The organism is Nonomuraea sp. NPDC005692 (genome assembly GCF_040631115.1).
Classification (GTDB): domain Bacteria; phylum Actinomycetota; class Actinomycetes; order Streptosporangiales; family Streptosporangiaceae; genus Nonomuraea.
Genome location: NZ_JBEXYU010000019.1, coordinates 84,584 through 107,512 on the forward strand (window position 1 = coordinate 84,584; position 22,929 = coordinate 107,512).

20 protein-coding genes and 1 tRNA gene are annotated in these 22,929 nt (G+C 71.9%); 11 read left to right on the top strand and 10 right to left on the bottom strand.

Going from position 1 to position 22,929, the window contains the following annotated elements:
* Positions 1-96 precede the first annotated feature (96 nt).
* From ABZ459_RS32125 to ABZ459_RS32135, 3 genes are all read right to left on the bottom strand, one after another.
* Complete coding sequence (locus ABZ459_RS32125; RefSeq protein ID WP_357978375.1) at positions 97-1,488, bottom strand: xylan 1,4-beta-xylosidase; 1,392 nt, start codon at positions 1,486-1,488, stop codon at positions 97-99.
* A gap of 90 nt (positions 1,489-1,578) precedes the next feature.
* Positions 1,579-2,331, bottom strand: a complete 753-nt coding sequence (locus ABZ459_RS32130) for an SDR family NAD(P)-dependent oxidoreductase (RefSeq protein WP_357978377.1) — start codon at positions 2,329-2,331, stop codon at positions 1,579-1,581.
* 16 nt (positions 2,332-2,347) lie between these two features.
* Positions 2,348-3,385 (bottom strand): phosphotransferase family protein, encoded by a 1,038-nt coding sequence (locus tag ABZ459_RS32135; RefSeq protein ID WP_357978380.1) that lies wholly within the window; start codon positions 3,383-3,385, stop codon positions 2,348-2,350.
* A gap of 157 nt (positions 3,386-3,542) precedes the next feature.
* Between ABZ459_RS32135 and ABZ459_RS32140 the strand changes: the two genes are divergently transcribed.
* Positions 3,543-4,625 (top strand): GNAT family N-acetyltransferase, encoded by a 1,083-nt coding sequence (locus ABZ459_RS32140; protein ID WP_357978383.1) that lies wholly within the window; start codon positions 3,543-3,545, stop codon positions 4,623-4,625.
* Positions 4,622-5,752, top strand: coding sequence for a DegT/DnrJ/EryC1/StrS family aminotransferase (locus ABZ459_RS32145; protein WP_357978386.1), 1,131 nt, complete (start codon positions 4,622-4,624; stop codon positions 5,750-5,752). Before ABZ459_RS32140 ends, ABZ459_RS32145 begins: the two co-directional genes overlap by 4 nt.
* On the opposite strand, the gene ABZ459_RS32150 is transcribed toward ABZ459_RS32145, so the two are convergent.
* Both ABZ459_RS32150 and ABZ459_RS32155 read right to left on the bottom strand, forming a co-directional pair.
* A complete protein-coding gene (locus tag ABZ459_RS32150) occupies positions 5,724-6,443 on the bottom strand; it encodes a hypothetical protein (RefSeq protein ID WP_357978389.1) in 720 nt (239 codons plus the stop codon). The genes ABZ459_RS32145 and ABZ459_RS32150 overlap by 29 nt on opposite strands.
* Before the next feature lie 41 nt (positions 6,444-6,484).
* Positions 6,485-7,879, bottom strand: a complete 1,395-nt coding sequence (locus ABZ459_RS32155) for a PLP-dependent aminotransferase family protein (protein WP_357978392.1) — start codon at positions 7,877-7,879, stop codon at positions 6,485-6,487.
* A gap of 71 nt (positions 7,880-7,950) precedes the next feature.
* On the opposite strand from ABZ459_RS32155, the gene ABZ459_RS32160 reads away from it, so the two are divergent.
* The 8 genes from ABZ459_RS32160 (at position 7,951) to ABZ459_RS32195 (ending at position 16,679) form a co-directional block, all read left to right on the top strand.
* A complete protein-coding gene (locus ABZ459_RS32160; RefSeq protein ID WP_357978395.1) occupies positions 7,951-8,589 on the top strand; it encodes a pyridoxamine 5'-phosphate oxidase family protein in 639 nt (212 codons plus the stop codon).
* 85 nt (positions 8,590-8,674) lie between these two features.
* Entirely contained in the window at positions 8,675-11,047 is a 2,373-nt protein-coding gene (locus ABZ459_RS32165; protein ID WP_357978398.1) for a protein kinase, read from the top strand.
* 113 nt (positions 11,048-11,160) lie between these two features.
* Positions 11,161-12,822: a protein kinase gene (locus ABZ459_RS32170; RefSeq protein ID WP_357978401.1), complete on the top strand. Its 1,662-nt coding sequence runs from the start codon at positions 11,161-11,163 to the stop codon at positions 12,820-12,822.
* Between the two features lie 21 nt (positions 12,823-12,843).
* Positions 12,844-14,253: a hypothetical protein gene (locus ABZ459_RS32175; protein ID WP_357978404.1), complete on the top strand. Its 1,410-nt coding sequence runs from the start codon at positions 12,844-12,846 to the stop codon at positions 14,251-14,253.
* Between the two features lie 46 nt (positions 14,254-14,299).
* Positions 14,300-15,484: a DUF2510 domain-containing protein gene (locus tag ABZ459_RS32180; RefSeq protein WP_357978407.1), complete on the top strand. Its 1,185-nt coding sequence runs from the start codon at positions 14,300-14,302 to the stop codon at positions 15,482-15,484.
* A gap of 68 nt (positions 15,485-15,552) precedes the next feature.
* Complete coding sequence (gene orn / locus ABZ459_RS32185; RefSeq protein ID WP_357978410.1) at positions 15,553-16,146, top strand: oligoribonuclease; 594 nt, start codon at positions 15,553-15,555, stop codon at positions 16,144-16,146.
* A gap of 68 nt (positions 16,147-16,214) precedes the next feature.
* Positions 16,215-16,290, top strand: a tRNA-His gene (locus ABZ459_RS32190).
* Between the two features lie 155 nt (positions 16,291-16,445).
* Positions 16,446-16,679 carry a helix-turn-helix transcriptional regulator gene (locus ABZ459_RS32195; RefSeq protein WP_357978413.1) on the top strand — a complete coding sequence of 78 codons (234 nt, stop codon included), beginning with the start codon at positions 16,446-16,448 and terminating at the stop codon, positions 16,677-16,679.
* Between the two features lie 12 nt (positions 16,680-16,691).
* Here the strand turns inward: ABZ459_RS32195 and ABZ459_RS32200 are convergent, their stop codons facing one another.
* Positions 16,692-17,360, bottom strand: coding sequence for a pyridoxamine 5'-phosphate oxidase family protein (locus tag ABZ459_RS32200; protein ID WP_357978416.1), 669 nt, complete (start codon positions 17,358-17,360; stop codon positions 16,692-16,694).
* Positions 17,361-17,477: 117 nt separating this feature from the next.
* Between ABZ459_RS32200 and ABZ459_RS32205 the strand changes: the two genes are divergently transcribed.
* Positions 17,478-18,704 carry an FAD-dependent oxidoreductase gene (locus tag ABZ459_RS32205; RefSeq protein ID WP_357978419.1) on the top strand — a complete coding sequence of 409 codons (1,227 nt, stop codon included), beginning with the start codon at positions 17,478-17,480 and terminating at the stop codon, positions 18,702-18,704.
* Positions 18,705-18,711: 7 nt separating this feature from the next.
* Here ABZ459_RS32205 and lat read toward each other — a convergent pair whose 3' ends face one another.
* The 4 genes from lat to ABZ459_RS32225 all read right to left on the bottom strand — a co-directional run bounded on the left by lat (position 18,712) and on the right by ABZ459_RS32225 (position 22,902).
* Positions 18,712-19,980 (bottom strand): L-lysine 6-transaminase, encoded by a 1,269-nt coding sequence (gene lat / locus ABZ459_RS32210; protein ID WP_357978422.1) that lies wholly within the window; start codon positions 19,978-19,980, stop codon positions 18,712-18,714.
* A gap of 66 nt (positions 19,981-20,046) precedes the next feature.
* Complete coding sequence (locus ABZ459_RS32215; RefSeq protein WP_357978425.1) at positions 20,047-20,589, bottom strand: HdeD family acid-resistance protein; 543 nt, start codon at positions 20,587-20,589, stop codon at positions 20,047-20,049.
* A 58-nt stretch (positions 20,590-20,647) separates the two neighbouring features.
* A complete protein-coding gene (locus tag ABZ459_RS32220; protein WP_357978428.1) occupies positions 20,648-21,295 on the bottom strand; it encodes a hemolysin III family protein in 648 nt (215 codons plus the stop codon).
* Between the two features lie 74 nt (positions 21,296-21,369).
* Positions 21,370-22,902 (bottom strand): penicillin-binding transpeptidase domain-containing protein, encoded by a 1,533-nt coding sequence (locus ABZ459_RS32225; RefSeq protein ID WP_357978431.1) that lies wholly within the window; start codon positions 22,900-22,902, stop codon positions 21,370-21,372.
* Positions 22,903-22,929 lie beyond the last annotated feature (27 nt).

Genomic DNA, 22,929 nt, shown 5'->3' on the forward strand with positions numbered 1-22,929 from the left:
GCAGGCCCACCCGGTAACCAGGCAACGGGCTGGGTGGGCCATGGGCGCCGAAGGCGCCGGGGTTGGGGACCATGGGCGCCGAAGGCGCCGGGGGCGTCAGGCGCCGCCTCGTCCCGCCCACTTGATCTCGTACGCCCCCAGCGTCACCGCCTTGCCGTCCACCGTGGCCGTCACCTCCCGGTCGGACGTGTTCACCATGACGACCTGCTGCTCCTGCGCCAGCACCTTCACCTTCGGGTCGGACGACGTCACCGCGCTGTCGAGCCGCGCCCCCGCCGGGAACCACCGGGTGAACCCGCTCAGCAGCCCCGCCATCGGCATCTCGTCCCCCCGCCCGGGTACCCAGAGGCAGCCGTCACACTGGCCCGTCCCCTTCACCTGCGGGTTCCAGTACAGGGCGGTGGTGACGCCGCTCCTGGCGAACTCCATCAGCGCCGCCGCCTGCACGGCCGTGCGCCGCTCCTCGCTCCAGCCGGAGTTCTCCGGCTCGACGTACCATTCGGCCCACCAGACGGGCAGGTCGTCGCTCTTCTCCCGCAGCCACTTCGTGATCGCGCCGAACTTGCCGAGCGCGCCGAAGTCGTCGGGAACGTTCCCCTTGTCGGTCGTCATCGAGGCGCCGTCCACGACGATGAAGTCGGCGCCCTTCTTGTTCTGGATCCAGTACTCGATGGCGTCGAGCGCCCGCTGGTCGACGGTCCCCCACGGGCCCTTGAGCTCGGAGGGCCCGCCGCCCGAGCCGCTCTCGATCGGCATGTACGGCCCGCCCACCTTGATCTGCGGGTCGACCTTCTTCAACGCCGTGTAGACCTTGTTGTAGAGCTGGGTGTACCCCTCGGCGTCCCAGCGGTTGGTCGAGGGGTCCCAGAAGCCCTTGAACTCGTTCCACACCATGTAGTACTTGACGGTCGGGTACTGCCGGGCCACCCGCGCGGCCAGCTTGGCGTAGTCGTCGAAGTGCTCCGGCTTGGGGGCGACGGTGTGGTTCTTGCTCCAGTCGGTACGTCCGGGCTGCCCGCCCTTCATCCAGTCGGGCGCGCAGCACAGAGTGATCACCGGCACCGCCCGCGACGACGCCATGAACGTCAGCCGCCGGTCGAGGTCGCGGAAGCTGAACTGGCCGGGGCTCGGCTCGGGGTTGCCCACGCCCCAGCCCATGATGTGCTGGTTCTGCAGCATCGGGACCCGGCCGAGCATGCCCCTGGCCTGTTCGACGACCTGTCGCGGCTCGGTCTCGGTGCTGTACTGCGTGTGCGTGATGCCCCACCGGGGCCAGTCGTGGAGCACGGGCGGCTGTTCGAGCTGCGGCGGCGCCTGGGTGGGCCCGACCTCGGCCACCTCGCCGCCCCGGAAGCCCTCGCGCGAGCTCGACCGCATGCCCGCGTAGACCATGATGCCGACGACGAGCACGACCGCGAGGACGCCGGCCCCCAGGGCGATCGGCCATGGCGACCGTTTGCGCGCGTGTCTGCCCTCGGTGGGAATCACGGAACGCTCCTTACCATCACGCAACGTACAAAGGCCAGGCAGTGCCCGGCCCTTATGACGGTAATCGTTCCGCTTGCAGCAGACTTGCCATCAATCGGAAGCGGGTGGGCGCTGACCGCCCGCGGGTCCGGGAACCCCGGAGTAACGGTACGGCACCGGCTGCCTACCCGGCTGCACGATGAGCAGGGTGCCCGGCGTCTCGGCGTAGAAGGCGGACTCGACGGCGGCGGCGACGTCCTCGGCCGTGAGCAGCGGGAATCCGGCATCGACGAACATCTCCCGCGCGGCGGCCACCAGCGGAGTGTCGGTGAATCCGGGGCAGACGGCGTTGATCCGGATGTTCTGCTGGGACAGCGGCTCGGCCAGCGCCCGGACCAGGCCGACGACGGCGTGCTTGGTCATGGTGTAGATCGGGTCGCCGGCGAAGGCCACCAGCCCGGCCAGCGAGGACGTGGCCACGATCGCGCCGCCGCCCGACCTGGCCAGCAGCGGCACGCTGGCGCGCACGCCGAAGACGACGCCGTCCACGTTCACGCCGACGACCGCGCGGTAACGCTCCAGGTCGAAGGCCGCCAGGTCGACGCCCCCCGAGATGCCGGCGTTGAGGTGCACCAGGTCGAGGCGGCCGTACCGCTGCTCGGCGAGCGCGACGGCCTCCAGCGAGGCTTCCTCGGTGCTGACGTCGGCGGCCAGCCACGCGCCGTCGACCTCCTTGGCCACCCGCTCGACGCCCTCGCCGTCGCGGTCGACGAGGACGCACTTCGCGCCGCCCGACGACAGCCGCCGGGCCACCGCGGCGCCGATGCCGCTGGCCGCTCCGGTGATGAGTGCAACTGTGCTCATGGGGCTCCTTGCGGGGTCAGGGCTGATCGAGCATGCGATGGGCGCGGGCGATCAGCGTCGGCACGGCCGCGCCGATGCGGTCGAACCCCTCCCCCACGGTCTTACCCTGCTTGAACCGGGCGTGGATACCCTCCACGATCACCGCGAGCTTGAAATTGCCGAAAGCCACATAGAACCCAAGGTCTGAAATATCGCGACCTGACACCTTTGTGTAGTGGGCGGCGAACTCGGCGGCGTTCATGAACCCCGGCGCCACCGTCACGTCCCCCGCCACGGGGATGCGGGCCCGCTCGTCGTCCCCGCGGTCGTGCCAGTACGTCAGCGTCAGCCCCAGGTCGGCCAGCGGGTCGCCGAGCGTGGACATCTCCCAGTCGACCACGGCCATGATCTCGATCTCGGCCGGCGGCGGCGCCAGGCGCACCAGCGTGTTGTCCAGCCGGTAGTCGCCGTGCACCAGGGTGCTGTCGGAGGTGGCGGGCAGCCGCTCGCGCAGCCGCCGTACCAGGCTGTCGTAGTCGGGCCGGTCGGCGGTCTTCGACCGTTCCCACTGCTGGCACCACCGGTCGAGCTGCCGGGCCAGGTACCCCTCGGGGCGGCCGAAGTCGCCGAGCCCCACCTCGCGGTAGTCCACGGCGTGGATGGCGGCCAGCACCTCGGCCAGCCGCTCCGACAGCCGCCGCGTCTGGGCCGGCGTCGGTTCGCCCAGCTCGTCCCTGGTCTGGACGGCGGCGCCGGGGACGTACCCCATGAGATAGAACGGCGCCCCGACCACGTCCTCGTCGGCGCAGAAGGCGACGGGCTCGGGCACCGGTACGGGCGTCGGCGCCAGCGCGGAGATGACCCGCCACTCCCGCCGCATGTCGTGGGCGGTGGGCAGCACGTGACCCAGCGGCGGCCTGCGCAGCACCAGCCGGCGCTCGCGCGCCTCCACCAGGTAGGTCAGGTTCGACCTGCCTCCGGAGATCAGCGAGACGGACAGCGGCTCCCCTGCGTCCGGCACGTTCCTGCCCAGCCACGACACCAGTCGCGGCCAGTCGATCCCTGGTACGGTCATGGACACACATTAGAACGCCACTCGGTCCTGAAAGCCAGCTGAGAGTTGCATAACAGTAGGCCCGGCACATCCCAGGCATGGATGCTCATCCTTTAACCTGGCCATACACCTCTGACCGCACGCTGGTCAGGTTGTGGTAAGCCGACAGTAGGAGCCCATGCGCGTCACCGTTGCCCACCCTCGCGATCTGGGACAGCCCGAACTCAGCCGATGGCGCGCCCTGCAGGAGTCCGACGCCGCCTTCGACAACCCCTTCCTGTCCCCGGAGTTCACGGTCACGGTGGGCGAGCTCCGCGATGTGGTCCGGGTGGCCGTCCTGTACGACGGGCCGGACATCGTCGGCTTCTTCCCCTTCGAACGCCATCCGCTGGGCATCGGCAAGCCGGTCGCCGCGGGGCTGACCGACGCGCAGGGCCTGGTCCACGCCAAGGGCCTCGACCTCGACCCACGCCGGCTGATCAAGGCCTGCGGGCTGTCGGTCTACGAGTTCGACCACCTGGTCTCGGGCCAGCCGCTGCTCGACGGGCGGCACACCACGCACCCCTCGCCGATCATCGACCTGCGCGACGGCTACGGCGCCTACACCGAGACGTTGCGGGCGCGGTCCGGCAAGACGTACAAGTCGACCCTGGCCAAGTCGCGCAAGCTGCAGCGCGAGTCGGGGACGGTGCGCCACGACTACGCGATCACCGACACCGGGCCGCTGCACACGCTGCTCGGCTGGAAGACCGACCAGTACCGGCGTACCGGGCGCACCGACCGGTTCGCCCAGCGGTGGATCGTCGAGCTGGTCGAGCGGCTGCTCGCGACCCGGTCCGACAGCTTCGCCGGCGTCCTCGACATGGTCTACGTCGACGACGTGCCGGTGGCCGGGCACTTCGGGGTGCGCACCCGCACGACGCTGGCCGGCTGGTTCCCGGCCTACGACACCTCCTACGCCAAGTACTCCCCCGGGCTCATCCACCACCTGGCGATGGCCGAGGCGGCCGCCGCGTCGGGCGTCCAGGTGATCGACATGGGCCGGGGCGAGAAGGAGTACAAGGAGAAGCTCAAGAACGGCGAGCTGGAGGTCGCCGAGGGCCGGGTGGCCAGGGCCGGTGTGGCGGCCGGGGTCCACTGGATGATGCGGGTGCCGGTGCGCAAGACGCGGGCCACGGTGATGGCCAATCCGCTGCTGCTCAAGACCGCGGACAAGGCGTTGAAAACTTTTGGGCGATTGCGTACCGTCCTACAAGGGTGAGACTCATCGCGGAGCGCACCGGGCGGCACTGCCTGTGGCTCCCATCCAACCGCCTCGGCCTCTACCTCGCGCTGCGCCACTGGTGCCTGCCGGGTCAGCGGCTGCTCATGTCTCCGGTCTCGGCCGACGAGATCCTCTTCCTCGTGCTGGCCGCCGGTCTGCGCCCGGTGATCGCGCCGCTGTCCCCGCGTGACGGCAACATCGACGTCTCCCGTGTCGACCTGTCCACGGTGGACGCCGTCCTGACGACGAACCTGTACGGCCTGCCCGACCAGGTGTCCGCCTTCACGGGAAAGATCCTGATCGAGGACGTGGCGCACGCCCTGGAGACCGCGCCCGGCGGGCGCCCGCTGGGCACGTTCGGCCAGGCGGGGGTCTTCAGCCTGTCCAAACATCCGGGCGCGGGCTCGGGGGGCGTGCTCGCGGTGACCGACCGCGCCGACCTCGAAGCGCTCGAACGCGCCCGCGACGAACTGCTCGTCCCCGGCGCGCTGCGCGCCGACCTGTTCAGCGTGGCCACCTCCATGGCCCGGCAGGCGGCGCTCAGGCTCGACCTCGTCCGCCCCGCGCTCGCGCTCATGCGCGCCCTCGGCATGCAGGAGGAACGCGAGGGCTACCGCATCGCCCTGGAGCCCGACGCGCTGGAGCTGGCGCTCAAGCAGGTGCCCGCGCTGCCGCCGTTCGACCCGTGGGTACGCGCCGACCTGGCGGCCTACCGCGCCCGGCGTGGGCGGCTGGTCCGCTGGTACCAGTCCAGGCGCCTGGCCAAGGTGCCCGGCGAGCGGGCGCGGCGGCTGGCCGGGATCGCCCGGCTGGCCGAGCTGCCCACGGTGGCGCCCGCCGTGCGGGACCACCTGGACCAGCCGCTGTTCCGCGTCCCGCTGCTGGTGCGCGACAGGGACGCGGCCATCGCCGCGCTGGAGCGCCGCGGGGTGGCCACCGGCTACCTGTACGACCCGCCGTACGACGAGTACGCTCTCGGCTTCACCGACGCCTCGCCGGATCCGGGCCCCGCGCGCTGGTGGGCCCGGCACGTGCTGCCCGTGGACCCGCTGTACGCGGCCCGCTCGCTGCCCGTCCTGCGTGGTCTGGAGCCGCCTATGTGGGGTCCGCGCGAAGCAGCCTGAGGAACGCGCGCAGCCCGGTGATGATCTCCTGGTTGTCGTTGAGGCCGTCCACGGTCTCCTCGAAGCGGCGGGCCATCAGTGTGATCCGGCGGTCCAGGTCGTGGTCGGCCCGTTCCAGTCCGGCCCTGGCGGCCGCGAGCTCGCCGCCGATCTCCTCGACCTGCCGGGTGAGCCGTTCCGAGGCGGCGGACAGCTCCTCGACCTGGTCGCGCAGCGCGATCACGTCGAGGCGAGGGTAGTGGACCTCGCGTCCCAGCGTCCTGACCCGTTCCCGGAGGTGCCCGACGTAGGCCCCGGCCGGCCGGAACGCGGTGGCCAGCAGGTAGAACCCGGCGAAGTAGTAGCCGATCTGCCGCCCGGAGAAGAACGTGACCACCGCGACCACGACGGCCGAGACCACGTGCCCGGCGATCGCGAGGACGAGCATGCGGCGGGCGATCGTCCTGGCCTCCTCCTCACCGCGGGCCGGGACCTCGATGCCGGACTCGCGGGAGACCGCGATGTCGCGCACCACCTGCCGGGCGGCGAAGGACAGGTTCCACGGGAAGGTCAGCAGAACGACCAGCCAGATCAGGCAGATCGCGCCCAGGCCCAGCGACAGGAGGGTGGACAGGGGCACGCCCGCGTACAGGACGAGCCACGCGGTGACCGCCGTGACGATCAGCGAGGCCGGCAGGAGCCAGGGTTTCATGCCCGCAACCCTGCCGATGGCGACCCGGCGGCCACCAGCGCTCAGATACTCAATCCGTTCTGAGCATCCCGGATCAGGCCGGCCAGCACCGCGCAACCGCGGCGGACGTCCCTGAGCGAGGCCGAGCCGTAGCCGAGGACCAGGCCGTGCAGGCGGGCGCGGTCGTGGTGGTGGCGGTCGGCGGGGTCGAGCAGCACGCCGCGCTCCCTCGCCCGTTCCACGACCTTCTGGACGTCGCCCGCCGGCAGCTCGGCCAGCACGTGCAGGCCGGCGGTGTCGCCGCGCAGGCGGCAGACCGGGCCGAGGATCTCCACGACGGCGGCCCGGCGGCGGGCGTACTCCAGGCGCATCCTGCGCAGGTGGCGGTCGAGGTCGCCGCGTTCCAGGAGGGTGGCGACGGCCTGCTGGACCGGTCCGCTGGTGCGGTCGGAGACCATGCCGCGGAGGGCGGCGATCCGGCTCACCAGGTCGGGCGTGCCGACCAGCCAGCCGACGCCGACGTCGGGGGCCAGGGTCTTGGACAGCGAGCCGAGCAGCACGACGCGGGTGGGGTCGAGGCCGTAGAGGGCGGGCAGGGGGGCGACGTCGTAGCGGAACTCGGCGTCGTAGTCGTCCTCGACGATCGTGGCGCCGGTGCTCCTGGCCCAGGACAGCAGACGTTCCCTGCGCGGGATCGGCAGCCGGCCGCCCAGCGGGTACTGGTGAGCGGGGGTGGTGTAGAGGACGCGCAGGTCGCGCGGGAGGTCGTCGACGATCACGCCGTCCTCGTCCACCGGGCAGGGCACGACCTCGGCGCCCCTGGCCGCGAACACCGTGCGGGCCACGTGGTAGCCCGGGTCCTCGACGCCCGCCCGTCCGCCGCCGGTCAGCAGGGCCAGCGCGCACAGGTCGAGCCCGTTGCCGGTGCCCCTGGTGACCAGGACGTTCTCCGGGCCGACGGCCATGCCCCTGGCCCTGCGCAGGTGGTCGGCGAGCAGCTCGCGCAGGCGCGGCAGGCCGTGCAGGTCGGGCGAGTCGCCGGGCGGCAGCTCGCCGGCCCTGCGCCAGGCCCGCTTCCAGGCGGCCCGGTCGTAGTCGCGCACCCACGGGTCCCCGGGGCGCAGGTCGATCCACTCGCCCTCGGGGCGGCGGGCGGGCGGCGCCGGTTCGTACGGGCTCTCGCGCGGCGGGACGTGCGACTCCATGGCCGCCACGAACGTGCCGGACCCGTGGCGGCCCTCCAGCCAGCCCTCGGCGTAGAGCTGCTGGTACGCCTCGGTGACGACCGTCCGGCTCACCTTGAGCTGGTCCGCCAGCGCCCGCGTGGACGGCAGCCGCTCGCCCGGCGCGAGCGCGCCGCCCATCATGGCGTGCCGCAGCCAGCCGGCGAGCTGGGTGGTCAGCGGGACGGCCGAGTCGCGGGACAGGGATACCGGCAGGTCAATGTGGGTGCGCACGAAAGTGGTCTCTACGAAGGGTCGGTTAGTGGCCCTACAGGATAGGTCCACTTCGCGACTAGCGTCGAATCATGCTCTCCTCCACCCCGCGCACGACTCTCGGCCGAGAGAAGCACCGCGGCAGCACCGACCGGAACGATCTCTACGCCGTGCTCGACGCCGGGCTCGTCTGCCACCTGGGCGTGGTGGCCGACGGCCATCCCATGGTCGTGCCCACCGGCTACGGCCGGATCGGCGACACCCTCTACCTGCACGGCTCCACCGGTGCGCGCTCGCTGCGGGCCGGCGACGGCGCCGAGGTGTGCGTCACCGTCACCCACGTGGACGGCATCGTGCTGGCCCGCTCGGTCTTCAACCACTCCGTCAACTACCGTTCGGCGATCGTCTACGGCCGTGCCAGGCTGGTGAGCGACCCCGACGAGCGGCTGGCGGCCCTGCGGGCGCTCACCGAGCAGCTCGCCCCCGGCCAGTGGGACTACGTCCGGCCGCCCACGCGCAAGGAGCTGGCCGCCACCGCCGTGCTGGCCCTGTCCCTGGCGGAGGCGTCGGTCAAGATCCGCGGCGGGGCGCCGGACGACGACGAGGAGGACTACGCGCTGCCGGTCTGGGCCGGGGTGCATCCGCTGGTCACGACCTGGGGCGAACCGCAACCGGATCCGGCACTTCCAGAAGGTATCGATATACCGGTTCACATCCTCCGTCGGGAGTAGTTCCATGAATCCGGAACCACCTGGCAAACCCGACTCCTTGATCACGCGTCTCATCAGGTGGGCCGGCTCCTGATGGGAGAGGGCGATGGAGTGGAGTGCTCCCGGTTACACGGAGATCAGACAGCTCGGCGCGGGCGCGAGCGGGCGCGTCGTGCTGGGCGTGCACGACGAGACGGGCGTGAAGGTCGCGGTCAAGTACCTCGCCGAGGCGCTGTTGCGCGACCCCGCCGCCCTGTCCCGCTTCCAGGCCGAGGCGCGGGTGCTGACCTCGCTGCGCGACCCGAACATCGCCACGATGTGGGAGTACATCCAGGAGCCGAACGGCGCCTGCATCGTGATGGAGCTGGTCAACGGCGTCTCGCTGCGCGCCCTGCTGCGTGAGAACGGCACGACCGAGCCCGAGGCGGCGCTGGTCGTGCTGAAGGGCTCGTTACTGGGCCTGGCCAGGGCCCACGGGTCCGGGGTCGTGCACAAGGACTACAAGCCGGAGAACGTGCTCGTCCGCGACGACGGGACGAGCAAGCTGGTGGACTTCGGCGTCGCGGTGCCGCAGGGCACGGCCACGCATCCGGAGGGGACGCCGCCGTACATGGCGCCGGAGTTGTGGGCCGGCCGGCCCGCCTCGCCGGCGACCGACGTGTACGCGGCCACCGCGGTCTTCTTCGAGTGCCTGACCGGGCACCGGCCGTACCGGTCCACCGAGCCCAGCGTGCTCGGCTACCAGCACGTGCACGCGCCGGTGCCCTTCCACGACGCGCCCGAGCCGGTCCAGGAGCTCGTCCGGCGCGGCCTGGCCAAGGAGCCGCGGGACCGGCCGCCGAGCGCCCTGGCCTTCGTCGAGGAGCTGGAGGCCACGGCGCGGGCCGCGTACGGCGAGGACTGGGAGGAGCGGGGCAGGCGGCGCCTGGCCGCGCTGGTGGCCCTGCTGGCGCTGCTCCTGCCGGCCCCGCCGCAGCCCACCCCCGAGGTCACCACGTCCCTGGCCAGGACGGTCTTCCGCGGGCTGCGTTCCAACGCGGTGCGGGTGGGCATGGGCACCGCGCTGGTGGCGGTGGTGACGGTGGCGGTGGTGGTCGCGCTCGCCGCCCGGCGACAGCCGTCCGAGCAGCCGGTCGGCGCGGCCGTCGCGGTGCCGCCGGCCACGACCGAGGCGGTGACCGCGCCGCCGAGCACGGCCGAGGCCGTGGTCGCGCCGCCGACCACGCCGGAGGCGACGCCGCGGACCTCTCCCGAGGGGCCGCCGTCGCCGGCGTCCTCGCCCGAGCTGCTGCCGCCGCCGACGACGACCTCCAGGCCGCCCGCCACCACCCCGGCGCCGCGCACGCCGACGGCCGGGCCGACGAGGAAGCCGACCAGGACCGCCACGCCGAAGCCCCCGGTGACGCCCACCCGGCCTCCGACGCCGACCCCCGAACCGACCCCCACCCCGACGCCCACGCCGACCCTCACCCCCACGCCGACGCCCGTCGCGACCGTTCTCGGGGTGAGCGTGGGTGACGTCACGGTCGACGGCGACGGCGTCGCGCGCGCCTCCGTCACCGTCCGGACCGCCGGAGGCGCCCCCGTCACCGCCACCGGGACGTGGACCGCGCCGGGCGGCGACGGCCACGTCCAGCGCCTGCGGCTGAGCGGCGCGACGTCCTACACCCGCGCCTTCACCTGGGACATCGGCGAACGGCCGTGCGGCAGGACCGTCACGCTGACCGTCGTCACCTCCCCCGCCGCGCCGGGCGGCGCCCGGTCGTCCTCGGTGTCGGTGCCGGCCTGCCCGACGCGGGTGAGCGGGCTGCGCGTCTCGCTGGCGATGCCCGCCGCGCCGGGGCTGACCGCGCGTGCCCAGGTCGGCGTGACCGCCGACGGCACCGGCGCGATCCCGGTCGAGGCCGCGTTCGCGGTGGACGGCGAGACCGTCGGCACCCGTACGGCGAGCCTGTCCGGCCGGACCTCCTACTCCCGCGTCTTCACCCACGCCTTCCGCGCGCGCCCCTGCGGCTCCACCCTGTCGGTACGGGTCCGCGCCGGCGACCGCGTCCGGACCGCCCGCGCCGAGGTCACCTGCCCGCCCGCCGTGCGGCGGGTCTCGATCGTCAGGGCCGGGCTGGGCGAGAGCGGCCTGGTGGCGACCGTCTCGGTGGTCACCGCCGACGACCGGCCGGTGACGCTGGACGTGGGGTTCCTGCTCGGCGGCGAGCCGGCCGGCTCGGAGCGGGTCACGCTGTCCGGCGGCACCACGTACACCAGGACGGTGAGCCGGGCGCTCAGGGCCGTCCCGTGCGGCACCACCTGGACCGTCACGGCGAGCACGACGCCGGAGGCGGCCAACGGCTCGGACCGGGCGAGCGGAAAAACCCCAGAGTGCCCCAGAGAGACACCGAAGCCCGAAGAAACCCCAAAACCACAGGAAACACCCAAACCGCAAGAATCCCCACAATCCGATAAGCCTGGCACGGTGGACTAACCTCGCAAATTCGGCCATATCGGCATATCGGTGGTGGGAAAGCCCTTCCCTCTGGTTAAGCTACGCAGCGTTTGATGCGGGTGGGGGCCCGAATGACTCCAGAGGAGACCGTTATGTACGGCGAAGGGCAGTGGGGGGTCCCCGGCTACACCGAAGTCCGGGAACTGGGCAGCGGTGCCGCCGGTCGGGTGGTCCTGGCCACGCGCGACCACGACGGCGTGGAAGTCGCCATCAAATATCTCAATGACGAGCTCAGGTCCGACATGGGCTTCGTGGCCAGGTTCCGGCACGAGGCCCGGCTGCTCGGCACCCTGCAGAGCTCGCACCACGCGCGCCTGATCGACTACGTCGAGTCCGGGCAGGGCGCGGCGATCATCATGGAGCTGATCAACGGCGTCTCGCTGCGCGAGATCCTCCGCTCCGAGGGGCCGACCGGGGCCGAGGCCGCGCTGGTCGTGCTCAAGGGCTCGCTCCAGGGACTGGCCGCCGCGCACGCGATCGGCGTCGTCCACCGCGACTTCAAGCCCGAGAACGTGATGGTCCAGGGCGACGGCGTCAGCAAGCTGGTGGACTTCGGCATCGCGGTCCGCGCCGGCGAGGGGGCCGGCGCCGCGGGCACGCCGCCGTACATGGCGCCCGAGCAGTGGGCGGGCGGGGCCGCCGGGCCGGCGACCGACGTCTACGCCGCCACCGTCGTGTTCTTCGAGTGCCTGACCGGCACCCGGCCCTACCGGGCGCCCAACATCGCCGCGCTCGCCCGCCAGCACCAGAGCGCGCCGCCGCCCGTCGAGGAGGTGCCCTCGGCGCTCCAGAGCCTGGTCGAACGCGGCCTGGCCAAGCAGCCGGGCGAACGGCCACCGTCCGCCGAGGCGTTCCTGACGGAGCTGGAGGCCATCGCGGCCGAGGCGTACGGCGCCGACTGGGAGGAGCGCGGACGCCGCCGCCTGGCCGCGCTCGCGGGCCTGCTGATCCTGCTGTTCCCGAGCCCCCTGCACGATCCCGCCGAGACGCAGACCGCGCTCACCGAGAGCCGTTTCCCCGACCCCGCCCGCCTGCTGAGCAAGCTCTCGGCCAAGGTCGCGATCGGCGCGGTCGCCGTGGGCGTGGTGGTGGCCGTGGGCGTGATCCTGGTCAACTCCTCCTCCGACGAGCCGGTGCTGCGGGCCCAGACGAGCGAGGTCACGCCCAGCGCGACCGACCCGGTGATCGACGAGGAGCCCACGGAGGAGGAGCCGACCGCGACGCCCGAGGAGAGCACCCCGGAGCCGGACCCGACGCCGACCTCCGCGGACCCGGCCGTCTCGACCCCGCCGCCCGTCCTGCCGACGGCGACGGCGAGGGCGACGGCCTCGCCGTCCAGGACGCCGAAGGCGACCCCGACGCGGAAGCCGACCAGGAGGCCGGTCAGGACGCCGAAGCCGACCCCGACCGACTCCTCCGAGCCGGACATCACCGGCAGGAGCAGCACGAGCAGCGACGGCAGCAGGCCCACCTCGGCCGCTCCCACGCCCACCCGGACCTCCGCCCCGCCCACCAGGACGCCTCCGACCAGGACGCCCCCGACCAGCCCGGCGCCCTCGGAGACATCGCAGACGCCGACAAGGACCTCGACCGACGACGACGGCGGCGGAGGCGGCACCGAGACGCCCACTCTGGACACGGTGGGCAAGGCGCAGGCCGGACTCCTCGCGCTCGGCCTGATGACGTCCGGCGCGGTTCCGGTCACACTTGCGGTGAAACGTCGCATGGCAGGACGCCACAGAAAGCGTCGCTAGACGCGCCGGGGGGCAAGGGGGATGGACAACCACAGGAACGGTATCGCCGGGTTCCGGCTGACCGAGCACACGTGGATGACCGAGCTGGGCAACTGGATCGACGCCATCTCGCCGGACGGCCGCAGGGCCGGGGCGCTGCTGTTCGACCCGCGGGTCATCGGCCTGCCCGGCGTCCGGGAACGCGTGGTGAACACGGTCATGACCGACCAGCACCTCGTGCTGGGCGGCATGGGCGGGCTGATCCCGGTGGCCGACGTGGTCGCGGCGGGCGACCAGGTGTGGCTGCTCACCGCGCAGGCGGTCAGCCCCACGCTGGCCGACCTGCTCGCCGGCGCGCCCGTCGACCCGGCCGGGGCGGCGTCGGTGCTGATGGAGACCGCGCAGACGCTGCTCGCGCTGCACGCCGCCGGGGTCACGCACGGCTCGGTGCACCCGGGCACGGTGGTGATCACCGCCGAGGGGGCCGCGCTGCTGTCGGAGCGCGGCCTGTCCGACGCGATCCGCGGCCAGGTCTCGCCGCGCGAGCGGGACGCGGCGGGCTGGGCGTCGCTGGCCCGCGGGCTGGCCGCCTCCTTCACGCAGACCGCGCCGCGGGCCGCGGGCCTGTTCGAACGGGCCGCGGGCACGGCCACCACGCTCGGCCTCGAACCGGCCCGCGCCATGCTGAGCCAGGAACGCGCGGCGCTGCCCGGCGGCCTGATCAGCCGGGACGCGCTGGCGCGGGCGGCGCGCGGCAGGTCGGCGTTCGCGCAGCCGCCGTCGTTCGCCGCGCAGCCGCCGCCGGCGCCCCAGGACGAGGGCGACATCGTCACGCTGCTGCACGTGCCGGCGTCAGGGTCGGCGCCGCGCCTGCAGTTCGGCCCGGGGGTGGGCGGTCCGGGAGCCGGCCCAGGAGCCGGCGCCGGGACCGTGCGGCAGCCCCACCAGGAGACGACTGCCGAACGGATCTGGCGCGAGGGACGCGACGGCGCCGCGACCGTCCATCAGCCGGACAAGCGCTCCCAAGGCCGGGTGGCCAGGGTGTCGCGGCGACGGCGACGGCGCACGATCCTGTCCACGGCGCTCTTCGCGGTCGTCATGGCAGGCGCGATCGTGGCCTGGTTCAGGCTGACGGACGCCCCCGAGCTGGCGGTTCAGTCGATCGACGTGGTGGCGCCGAAGAAGACGCTGGGCTGCGGCGGCGCGATCGTCCTGACCGGGACGCTGGTCACCAACGGGGGCGTGGGCGAGATCCGCTACGAGTGGCGCAAGAACCTGGACAAGGAGGTCGTCAAGGGCAGCCTGCGCACGAGCGCCGACAAGACGTCCTACTCGGTGCCGCTGCGCTGGACGTTGTCGGGCAAGAGCAACGTCAAGGCCACGGCCACGCTGAAGGTGCTCTCGCCGGGCCCGGCGCGTACGGACAAGGCGAGCTTCACCTACAAGTGCTGACCTTCCCTGAATGCGCAACAAAGCGGTTCTTACTAATCTGACGGGCATGACCACGCAGACCCCCGCGGGCTGGTACCCCGACCCGTACGGAGAGCCGCAGCTCCGCTGGTGGGACGGCAACCAATGGACGGACGCCACCCACGCGCAGGAGCCGCAGCCTCAGCCGCAGCAGCCGTCCTCCGGGCCGCAGCCGGGCCCGGGGCCGCAGCCCCAGTCGTCCCCCGACTGGTCGGCCACCCCGGCGAACCCCACGCTCCAGTACGGCCGGCCCTCCTTCGGCCAGCCGCCCTACGGGCAGCCCGCCGACCAGCAGCCCACGCAGGGTCAACCTCCCTACGGCGGGCAGCCCGCCCAGGGCCTGCCCGCCTACGGGCCGCCCACACAGCAGCAGCCCGCCTACGGGCCGCAGCCCGGCCGGCAGCCCACGCAGTGGGCCGGCGGTCCGCTGCCCGGCCCCGGCCAGGCGCCGCCGCCCAAGCAGGGCAACCCGCTGCCGTGGGTGTTCGGCGGTCTGGCCGCGCTGGTCGTGGTCGCGCTGATCGTGGTCGCCGGGATCTTCTTCCTCAACCGGGGCAGCAGCACCCCGGTGGCCTCGCCCTCCACCGAGGAGCCGCAGCCGTTCCCGACGGCCGAGCCGCCCTCCGCCGGGCCGCCGACCGAGCTGCCCCCGCAGGGCGGCGAGCTGCCGCAGCCGCAGGACGGCCGCATCACCGACCCGCGGAGCGGCCTGTCCTACCAGGCGCCCGACGGCTGGAAGGTGCCCGCGTACGGCGACGTCAACGGCGCGGACCCGTCCCAGCAGATGTGGACGAGCGGCGTGCAGGCCAGCTCGCAGGAGAACTACGAGGGCGACAAGGACTGGATCGGCAACGCCTACGCCGGTCCGCTGGCCGCGCTCATCCCCTACGCCGGCGCCTCGGGGCTGGAGGAGACGGCCAAGGCGCTGTTCATGCAGTTCAGCACCCAGTTCTACGAGCCGCAGCACACCACCAAGCTGATCGAGAACAAGGCGACGAAGATCGGCGACCGGCAGGCGTGGGTGATGCAGTTCCAGCTCGACTTCACCGCCGTCGCGGAGAAGAACGGCTACAAGTGGAAGAAGGAGAACGCCGCGATCGTGCTCATGGACCGCGGGGCGGGGCAGCGTCCGACCTTGTTGTACATCTCCGTGCCCGACAATCTGGGCACCGACGTGGTCGCCAAGGTTCTCGGCTCGCTCAAGCCCGCGTAAGCGGGGGCACTAGGCTGGTGGGGTAACAAGCGGGCGGATTGCTCCGAGCCGCTGGGCGAGGAGATCGAATGAGTGACGTGCTGGTCTGGATCGACTGCGAGATGACCGGGCTCGACCTGGGGCGCGACGCGCTGGTCGAGGTGGCCTGTGTCATCACCGACAGCGAGCTCAATCAGCTCGACGAAGGCGTCGACGTGGTCATCAAGCCGCCGCCGGAGTCGCTGGAGCAGATGTCGCAGGTGGTGCGCGAGATGCACACCGCCTCCGGCCTGCTGCCCGAGCTGCCGGGCGGCGTCACGCTGGCCGAGGCGGAGTCGCTCGTGCTCGACTACATCCGGCGGCACGTGCCGGAGCCGAAGAAGGCGCCGCTGTGCGGCAACTCGATCGGCACCGACCGCACGTTCATCGCCAGGGACATGCCCGGAGTCGACGCCTGGCTCCACTACCGCATGGTCGACGTGTCGTCGATCAAGGAGCTGGTCCGCCGCTGGTACCCGCGGGTCTACTTCGCGGCCCCCGAGAAGCAGGGCGGCCACCGCGCGCTCGCCGACATCAAGGAGAGCATCAGGGAGCTGCGCTACTACCGCGCGGCGATCTTCGTGGCGCAGCCCGGCCCCGACTCGGCGACCGCCCGGCAACTCGCCGAACGGGTCAGCGGCTAATTGGATGGCGTAAAGACTCCCGAACCCCGCTACACTTTTCCTGTGCCGTCACGGAGCGGGCGGCCATGGTGGGTGTAGCTCAGTTGGCAGAGCGCCAGGTTGTGGTCCTGGATGTCGAGGGTTCAAGTCCCTTCACTCACCCCAAGCGCACAGCCGGTCCCTCGGGACCGGCTGTTGTCGTTTTCTCCCGACAACGCCCCCAAATCAGGACAATGCGAGTTATGCTCGCTGTCTACCGCTAACGCCGGAAGCACGGGGGCCATCGGCGATCAGACCGTCTGCGCGCCCCCGGAGGCCGGATGAGAGTCGACGACGCAGCGTTCGACAGCGTGATCACGTCCTTGAGCAAACGCGAGGCCGAGGTCATGGATCTGATCGCATCGGGCCAGTCCAACGGCCAGATCGCCCAGCGCCTGTTCCTCAGCGAGAAGACCGTGAAGAACCACGTCAACCGGATCTACGCCAAGCTCGGCGTCGACTCCCGGGTCACGGCCATCGGACTGTGGTTGTCGCTCAGGAAGGACGGCTCCTGACCCGGCGGGGGTTCAGCCGGTCGTGATCCGGCGGCCGGTCAGGCGGGTGGGCCTGATCTTCAGGTAGTGCTGGCGCCGCCCGCCGGCCCACGGCTCGACGCCCGTGCTCTCCGCCTCGGCCCGCTCGTCCTCGGTCGTGACGTGGTGCAGCGAGCCGTGGACGAGCACGCTCCAGCCGCCCCGCGTCAGCTCCTCGATGCGGTCGACCTCGAACGCGACCTCGTACTCGACGTCCTCCACACCCGTGCTCAGGTCCTCGTCGGTGCTGCCGCCCGCCGCCGTGCGAAACACGATCGACCCCTCCGACATCCGGAAGTTCACCGGCAGCACGGTCAGGCCGTAGCGGCCCTCGAAGGCGATCCGGCCCACTCCCCCGGGCCGCAGCAGGCGCAGGCACTCCTCCTCCGCCAGCGGCACCAGCGTGGGGTGCGCCGCGGCCGGCCCCGCGCCGGCGGGCTCGGCCACCTCCCCGAGCAGGCCCTCCACGGTGGTCTCCAGCGCCTCGGCCAGGCGGGCCAGGGCCTCGCGCACCGAGATGCCGGACTGGTCCTCCAGATAGGCGACGTAGCCGACCGCCACGCCGGACCTCTCGGCCAGGTCCTGCCGGCTCAGGTTCAGCGATTCGCGACGTTCGGCTATCCGGCGGCCCAGGCGTTCCATCGTGGTCACTTGCTCAGACATACCGGTGCCCTACCCCGGATCTCCCCACTTCCCGGTGGTGTCTATGGCAGAAATGGTTTAACCGATGCTCTGGGTGCCATATGGACCATGGAACGGAATCCGGGAAGGAACGTGGTCATGGTGCGGAGAGCGCGCGTCGTCGTCGTGGGAGCGGGCTTCGCCGGCCTGGCCGCGACGCGGGAACTGGCCAAGGGCGGCGCCCTGGTCACGCTCGTGGACCGGAACCCCTACTCGACCTTCCAGCCGCTGCTCTACCAGGTGGCCACGGCGGGGATGGGCACGTCCGACGTCTCCTACCCGATCCGTACGTTCGCCGCCAAGTGGCCGAACGTCCGCGCCCACCGGGCCGCGCTGAGCAAGGTGCACCCGTCCGACCGGCGGGTGGAGTTCGAGGACGGCTCCACCCTCGACTACGACTACCTGGTGATCGCCACAGGCGTCACCACCAACTGGATCCACGTGACCGGCGCCGAGGAGAACGCGCTGCCGATCTACTCGCTGCGCGACGCGGCCGACCTGCGGCGGCGGCTCCAGCACTGTCTGGAGGACACCGCGGCGGGCCGGCGCGAGAGCGCCCACGTCGTGGTGGTGGGCGGCGGCGCGACCGGCGTGGAGACCGCGGGCACGCTGGCCGAGCTGCGCCGCCGCACGATGCCGCTGACGCATCCCGAGATCCGGCCCGACCAGACGAGCGTCACCCTGGTCGAGCGGTTCGACTACGTGCTGGCGCCGTACAAGCCGCGGCTGCGGGACGCGGCGGCCGCGGCGCTGCGCAGGAGAGGCGTCCGGATGCGCCTGGGAGCCACGGTGGCGGGCGTGCAGCCGGACGCCGTCATCCTGGAGGACGGGACGCGCCTGCCGAGCGACGTGACCGTCTGGGCCCTCGGCGTCACCGCGCCCAAGGAGGTGACCGACTGGGGGCTGCCGCAGGGCAAGGGCGGCCGGATCACGCTCACCGACGCGCTCAACGTGCCCGACCATCCCGAGATCTTCGTGGCCGGCGACCTGGCCGGGCAGCCGGACGCGCTGCCGCAGCTCGCCCAGCCGGCCATCCAGATGGGCAAGCACGTGGGCAGGCAGATCCTGGCCGCGGCGCACGGGCGGCCGCTCAGCCGCTTCTCCTACCGCGACCCGGGGATCATGGCCACGGTCGGCAAGGCCGAGGCGGTGCTCCAGCTGCGCAACGGGCTGACCATGCGCGGCCTGCCCGCCTGGCTGGCCTGGATCTTCATCCACGTGGCGTACCTGCTGGGCGGGCGCAACCGGGTCAGCGTGCTGCTGAACTTCTTCTGGCGCTACGGCGGGCCGCGCCGCAGCGCCACCAGCATCGCCTCGACCGAGTGAGCGGCGCTCAGAGCGCGGCCGACAGCGCGCCCAGGCCGTGTTCGAGGTCGGCCTCGGGGATGTTCAGCGCCGGGCGCAGGCGGACCGACCGGGGCCCGCAGGGCAGCGCCAGCACGCCGTGCTCCTCCCTGAGCCGGGTCACGTAACCGTCCCTGGCGGCCTGGTCGGGCAGGTCGAAGGCGCACATCAGGCCCCTGCCGCGCACGCCCGAGACCGTGTCGGGGTGCTCGGCCTCCAGCTTGGTGAGCCGTTCGAGCAGGACGCCGCCGAGCGTGCCGGCCCGGGAGATCAGGCCGTCGCGCTCGATGATCTCCAGGAGGCCGCGGCTGCGGACCATGTCCACCAGGCCGCCGCCCCACGTGGAGTTGATCCGGCCGCTGAGCTGGAAGACGTTGTCGGCCACCAGGTCGACCCTGCGGCCGGCCATGATCCCGCCGACCTGCACCTTCTTGGCGAAGGCCACCACGTCGGGGGCCAGGCCGAGCTGCTGGTAGGCCCACGGCGTGCCGGTGGTGCCGCCGCCGGTCTGGACCTCGTCCAGGACGAACAGGGCGTCGTGCTCGTGGCACAGGGCCTGCATGGCGCGCAGGAACTCGCCGCGCATGTGGTTGTCGCCGCCCTCGCCCTGGATCGGCTCGGCGATGAAGCAGGCGATGTCGTGCGGGTGACGTTCGAAGGCCGCCCTGGCCTGGGCCAGCGCGCGTTCCTCGGCGGCCTCGACGTCGCCGAGGTGGACGGCCGGCACGTCGATGCGCGGCCAGTCGAACTTGGGGAAGCGGTCGGTCTTGCCCGGCTCGGTGTTGGTCAGGCTCAGTGTGTAACCGCTGCGGCCGTGGAAGGCGCGGGTCAGGTGCATGACCCTGGTGCCCAGGTCGCGGGGGCGGCCGGCGGCCTCGTTGCGCCGGCTCTTCCAGTCGAAGGCGGTCTTGAGCGCGTTCTCCACGGCCAGGGCGCCGCCCTCGACGAAGAACAGGTGGGGCAGCTCCGGGTCGCCGAGCACGCGGACGAACGTGTCGACGAAGTCGGCCAGGTGCTCGGTGTAGATGTCGGGGTTGGCGGGCTTGTTCCGCGCGACCTGGCCGAGCAGTGCGGCGAAGTCGGAGTCGAAGGGCGGGTTCACACCGAGCGGGGCGGACGCGAAGAAGGTGTAGAAGTCCAGGTAGCGGCGGCCGTTGCGGGCGTCCACCAACCAGGAGCCACGGCTGAGTTCGAGATCGAGGACGAGACGGTAGCCATCGACGAGCAGGTGACGGGCAAGGCGGGTGTGTACGTCCATGCCTTCTCCAATGTCGTGAGACAGGCCGGAGGTTCCATAGAGGGAACCCGGTCGTATCCGTAAAATTTACGGTATTCCTGCCCCGCGAGTGAACTTCTTCAAACGAAGTGACAGCACAATCATCGCGATTCCATAGAGGATCGCGAATATGCCGAGCAGCCAGACGAGGCTCAGCATTCCGGCGCCGGGCCGGATGATGAGCAGGACGCCGAAGATCACCGACAGGACGCCGGCGATGATGAACATCCACTCGTTGTCGATGGACTTGCGCAGCCGCACGCCCGCCACGATCTCGGAGACGCCGGAGACGATGGCCCAGAAGGCGATGAGGTAGAGCAGCGCGAGCGAGGTGATCCCGGGCCAGGCGAAGGTCACGATGCCGGCCACGATGCCGACGATGCCGGAGAAGATCAGCCAGGCCCGTGACCGGGCGCCGTGCCGGAAGGCGGCGAAGAGCTCGAAGACGCCGGAGACGATGGCGTACGCACCGAAGAAGATCACCAGCACCCACAGAGTGATACCCGGCCACTTCCACGCCAGCACACCGAAGATGATCGCGGCAATGCCACGGATGAGCAGCAGCCACCACGAACGCGAAAGTTCCTGCATACTGGTCTGCTTTCCGTGATTCGTGCGAAAAGAGACCAGCTTTGGGTCAAATGTCGACCTACATGTGGGAATAGACCACGATCGACACCGCGATGTACTGCACCAGGTACGCGGCGATCGTGAAGGCGTGGAAGACCTCGTGGAAGCCGAACCAGCGCGGCGACGGATCGGGACGGCGCAGCCCGTAGACGATCGCGCCGGCCGAGTAGAAGACCCCGCCCACGGCCACCAGCACGACGGCGGCCACCCCGGCCCCTTCGAGCAGCTGCGGCATCACGAAGATCGCCGTCCAGCCCAGCGCCAGGTACAGGACGGTGTAGAGCCAGCGCGGCGCGTTCATCCAGCACACCCGGAACAGCACCCCGGCCAGCGCGCCGCCCCACACGACCGAGAGCACGGCGACCCTGGCCGCGCCGTCGAGCGCCAGCAGCCCGAACGGCGTGTACGTGCCCGCGATGATCAGATAGATGTTGGCGTGGTCGAACCTGCGCAGCACCTCGGCCAGGCGCGGCCCCAGCGTGCCCCGGTGGTAGGTCGCCGAGATGCCGAACAGCAGCCCCGAGGTGATCGCGTAGACGCCGGCCGCCAGCCGGGCCTGCAGGGTCGGGCCGAGCGCCACGAGCACGAACCCGGCCACCAGCGTCACCGGCAACGCCCCGGTGTGCAACCAGCCACGCAGCCTCGGCTTCACGGTGATGGTCGTCATGTAACCTACGGTACCGTAGGTTACGGATTGAGCTGAAGTGCCAATGGTCACAAGCCCTCCGAGCGGCCCGGCCGTCACAGGCCGTTCAGGAAGCGCACGGCGATCGGCACCGCCGCCGAGCGGCCCGATCCGCCGTTCCTGACGAACACGCAGAAGGCCAGGTCGTCCCGGTAGCCGATGAACCAGCCGTGCGAGGTCTGGTCCTGCACCTCGGCGGTGCCCGTCTTGCCCGCCACGCCCTCCGGCAGGCCGGCCTGGCTCGCCGTCCCGTGGTCCACGACGGCGGCCATCATCTCCCGCAACGCCCCGACCACCCCCTCGTCCAGCTTGACGTCGGGGAACGGCTCGCCGTCCACGCGGCGCACGTCGTCCTCCGACAGCAGGCGGGGCGAGCGCCACGTGCCGCTCTGCACGGCGGCGGCCACGGTGGCCATGCACAGCGGGGTGGCCACCACCGTGCCCTGGCCGATGACGTCGAGGGAGAACATGTCCGTGTCGTCGGTCTGCTGCATCGTGCCGCACCGGCCGCCCACGCCGGTCGCCATCGGCCGGTCGAACCCCCATCGGGCGGCGGTCCTGCGCAGGTCCTCCATGGACAGCCGGCTGGTGGCCTGCTCGACGAACGTGGTGTTGCAGGAGTAGGCGTAGGCGTCGGCGAAGGTCACGGTCCCCCGGTCCACGTCGCCGTCGTTGCTGATCGCCGCCGAGAAGTCCGGCGCGTACGACGCCGGGCACCCCATCTCGTCGCCCGTGGTGACCCCCTTCTCCAGCAGCGCGGCGGCGACGATCGTCTTGAACGTGGAGCCGGGCGGGAAGGCGTCGCGCACCGCGCTGAAGTTGTCCTCCAGCCGGTCGGCCAGGGCCAGGATCTCGCCCGTGCTCGGCCTGAGCACCACGATCGAGGAGTTCGCCACGCCGTCCAGGGCCCGCGCGGCGGCGGCCTGGACCGGCTGCGACAGGGTGGTGCGCTCGACGTTCGCCTTCGGCAGGCGGGTCAGCAGCGCCTTGTCGGGCTGTCCCGGCACCCTCGACACCAGCTCCAGCCCGTGATTGGCCTTGGCGAACTCGGGCTTGAGCGGGTCGAGGTAGGCGTCGGCGTAGCTGTCGTTGGGGATCTTGGCGCCCTCGCTGGTCACCAGTTCGGCCGCCGAGGCCTCGACCTCCTCGACCTCCAGCGTGCCGCCGTCCTTGAGCAGCGGGTGCAGCGTCTCGGGCGTCCACAACACCCGCCAGGCCCGATCGCGCACGCCCAGCCGCAACGTGCTGTCGAACGGCCACGGCCCGAGGCCCGTCAGCTCCCGCACGCCCGCGAAGCGCACCTCGGCCGACTCCTCCCCCGTGCCGCGCACCGGCCCCGGGGTGAGCCGGATCGACTGGACGTGCAGGTTCTCCGACAGTTCGCGGTGCCGGTCGAAGAAGTCGGCCGGCGGCCGGTCGACCAGCAGGGCCATGCCCGCGATGTCCCCCTTCCGCCAGGCGTCGAAGTACGCGGCGGCGGTCTTGGCGGCGCTGCCCTTGACGTGCCCGGCGGCCAGAACGGCGAAGGCGCCCGCCCCCAATACCGCGACAACCGCGATGACGAGCACAATCAACCTCTTGCGTCGCATACGGTTCTCCCAGGGAGGGATCAGCGT

Coding starts and splice junctions, on each gene's coding strand:
- ABZ459_RS32150 (WP_357978389.1), bottom strand. CDS start 6,443: ATGAAACCCTGGCTCCTGCCGGCCTCGCTGATCGTCACGGCGGTCACC.
- ABZ459_RS32205 (WP_357978419.1), top strand. CDS start 17,478: ATGGTGCGGAGAGCGCGCGTCGTCGTCGTGGGAGCGGGCTTCGCCGGC.
- ABZ459_RS32160 (WP_357978395.1), top strand. CDS start 7,951: ATGCTCTCCTCCACCCCGCGCACGACTCTCGGCCGAGAGAAGCACCGC.
- ABZ459_RS32175 (WP_357978404.1), top strand. CDS start 12,844: ATGGACAACCACAGGAACGGTATCGCCGGGTTCCGGCTGACCGAGCAC.
- ABZ459_RS32180 (WP_357978407.1), top strand. CDS start 14,300: ATGACCACGCAGACCCCCGCGGGCTGGTACCCCGACCCGTACGGAGAG.
- ABZ459_RS32135 (WP_357978380.1), bottom strand. CDS start 3,385: ATGACCGTACCAGGGATCGACTGGCCGCGACTGGTGTCGTGGCTGGGC.
- ABZ459_RS32225 (WP_357978431.1), bottom strand. CDS start 22,902: ATGCGACGCAAGAGGTTGATTGTGCTCGTCATCGCGGTTGTCGCGGTA.
- ABZ459_RS32200 (WP_357978416.1), bottom strand. CDS start 17,360: ATGTCTGAGCAAGTGACCACGATGGAACGCCTGGGCCGCCGGATAGCC.
- ABZ459_RS32140 (WP_357978383.1), top strand. CDS start 3,543: ATGCGCGTCACCGTTGCCCACCCTCGCGATCTGGGACAGCCCGAACTC.
- ABZ459_RS32165 (WP_357978398.1), top strand. CDS start 8,675: ATGGAGTGGAGTGCTCCCGGTTACACGGAGATCAGACAGCTCGGCGCG.
- ABZ459_RS32195 (WP_357978413.1), top strand. CDS start 16,446: ATGAGAGTCGACGACGCAGCGTTCGACAGCGTGATCACGTCCTTGAGC.
- ABZ459_RS32130 (WP_357978377.1), bottom strand. CDS start 2,331: ATGAGCACAGTTGCACTCATCACCGGAGCGGCCAGCGGCATCGGCGCC.
- ABZ459_RS32170 (WP_357978401.1), top strand. CDS start 11,161: ATGTACGGCGAAGGGCAGTGGGGGGTCCCCGGCTACACCGAAGTCCGG.
- orn (WP_357978410.1), top strand. CDS start 15,553: ATGAGTGACGTGCTGGTCTGGATCGACTGCGAGATGACCGGGCTCGAC.
- ABZ459_RS32220 (WP_357978428.1), bottom strand. CDS start 21,295: ATGACGACCATCACCGTGAAGCCGAGGCTGCGTGGCTGGTTGCACACC.
- lat (WP_357978422.1), bottom strand. CDS start 19,980: ATGGACGTACACACCCGCCTTGCCCGTCACCTGCTCGTCGATGGCTAC.
- ABZ459_RS32215 (WP_357978425.1), bottom strand. CDS start 20,589: ATGCAGGAACTTTCGCGTTCGTGGTGGCTGCTGCTCATCCGTGGCATT.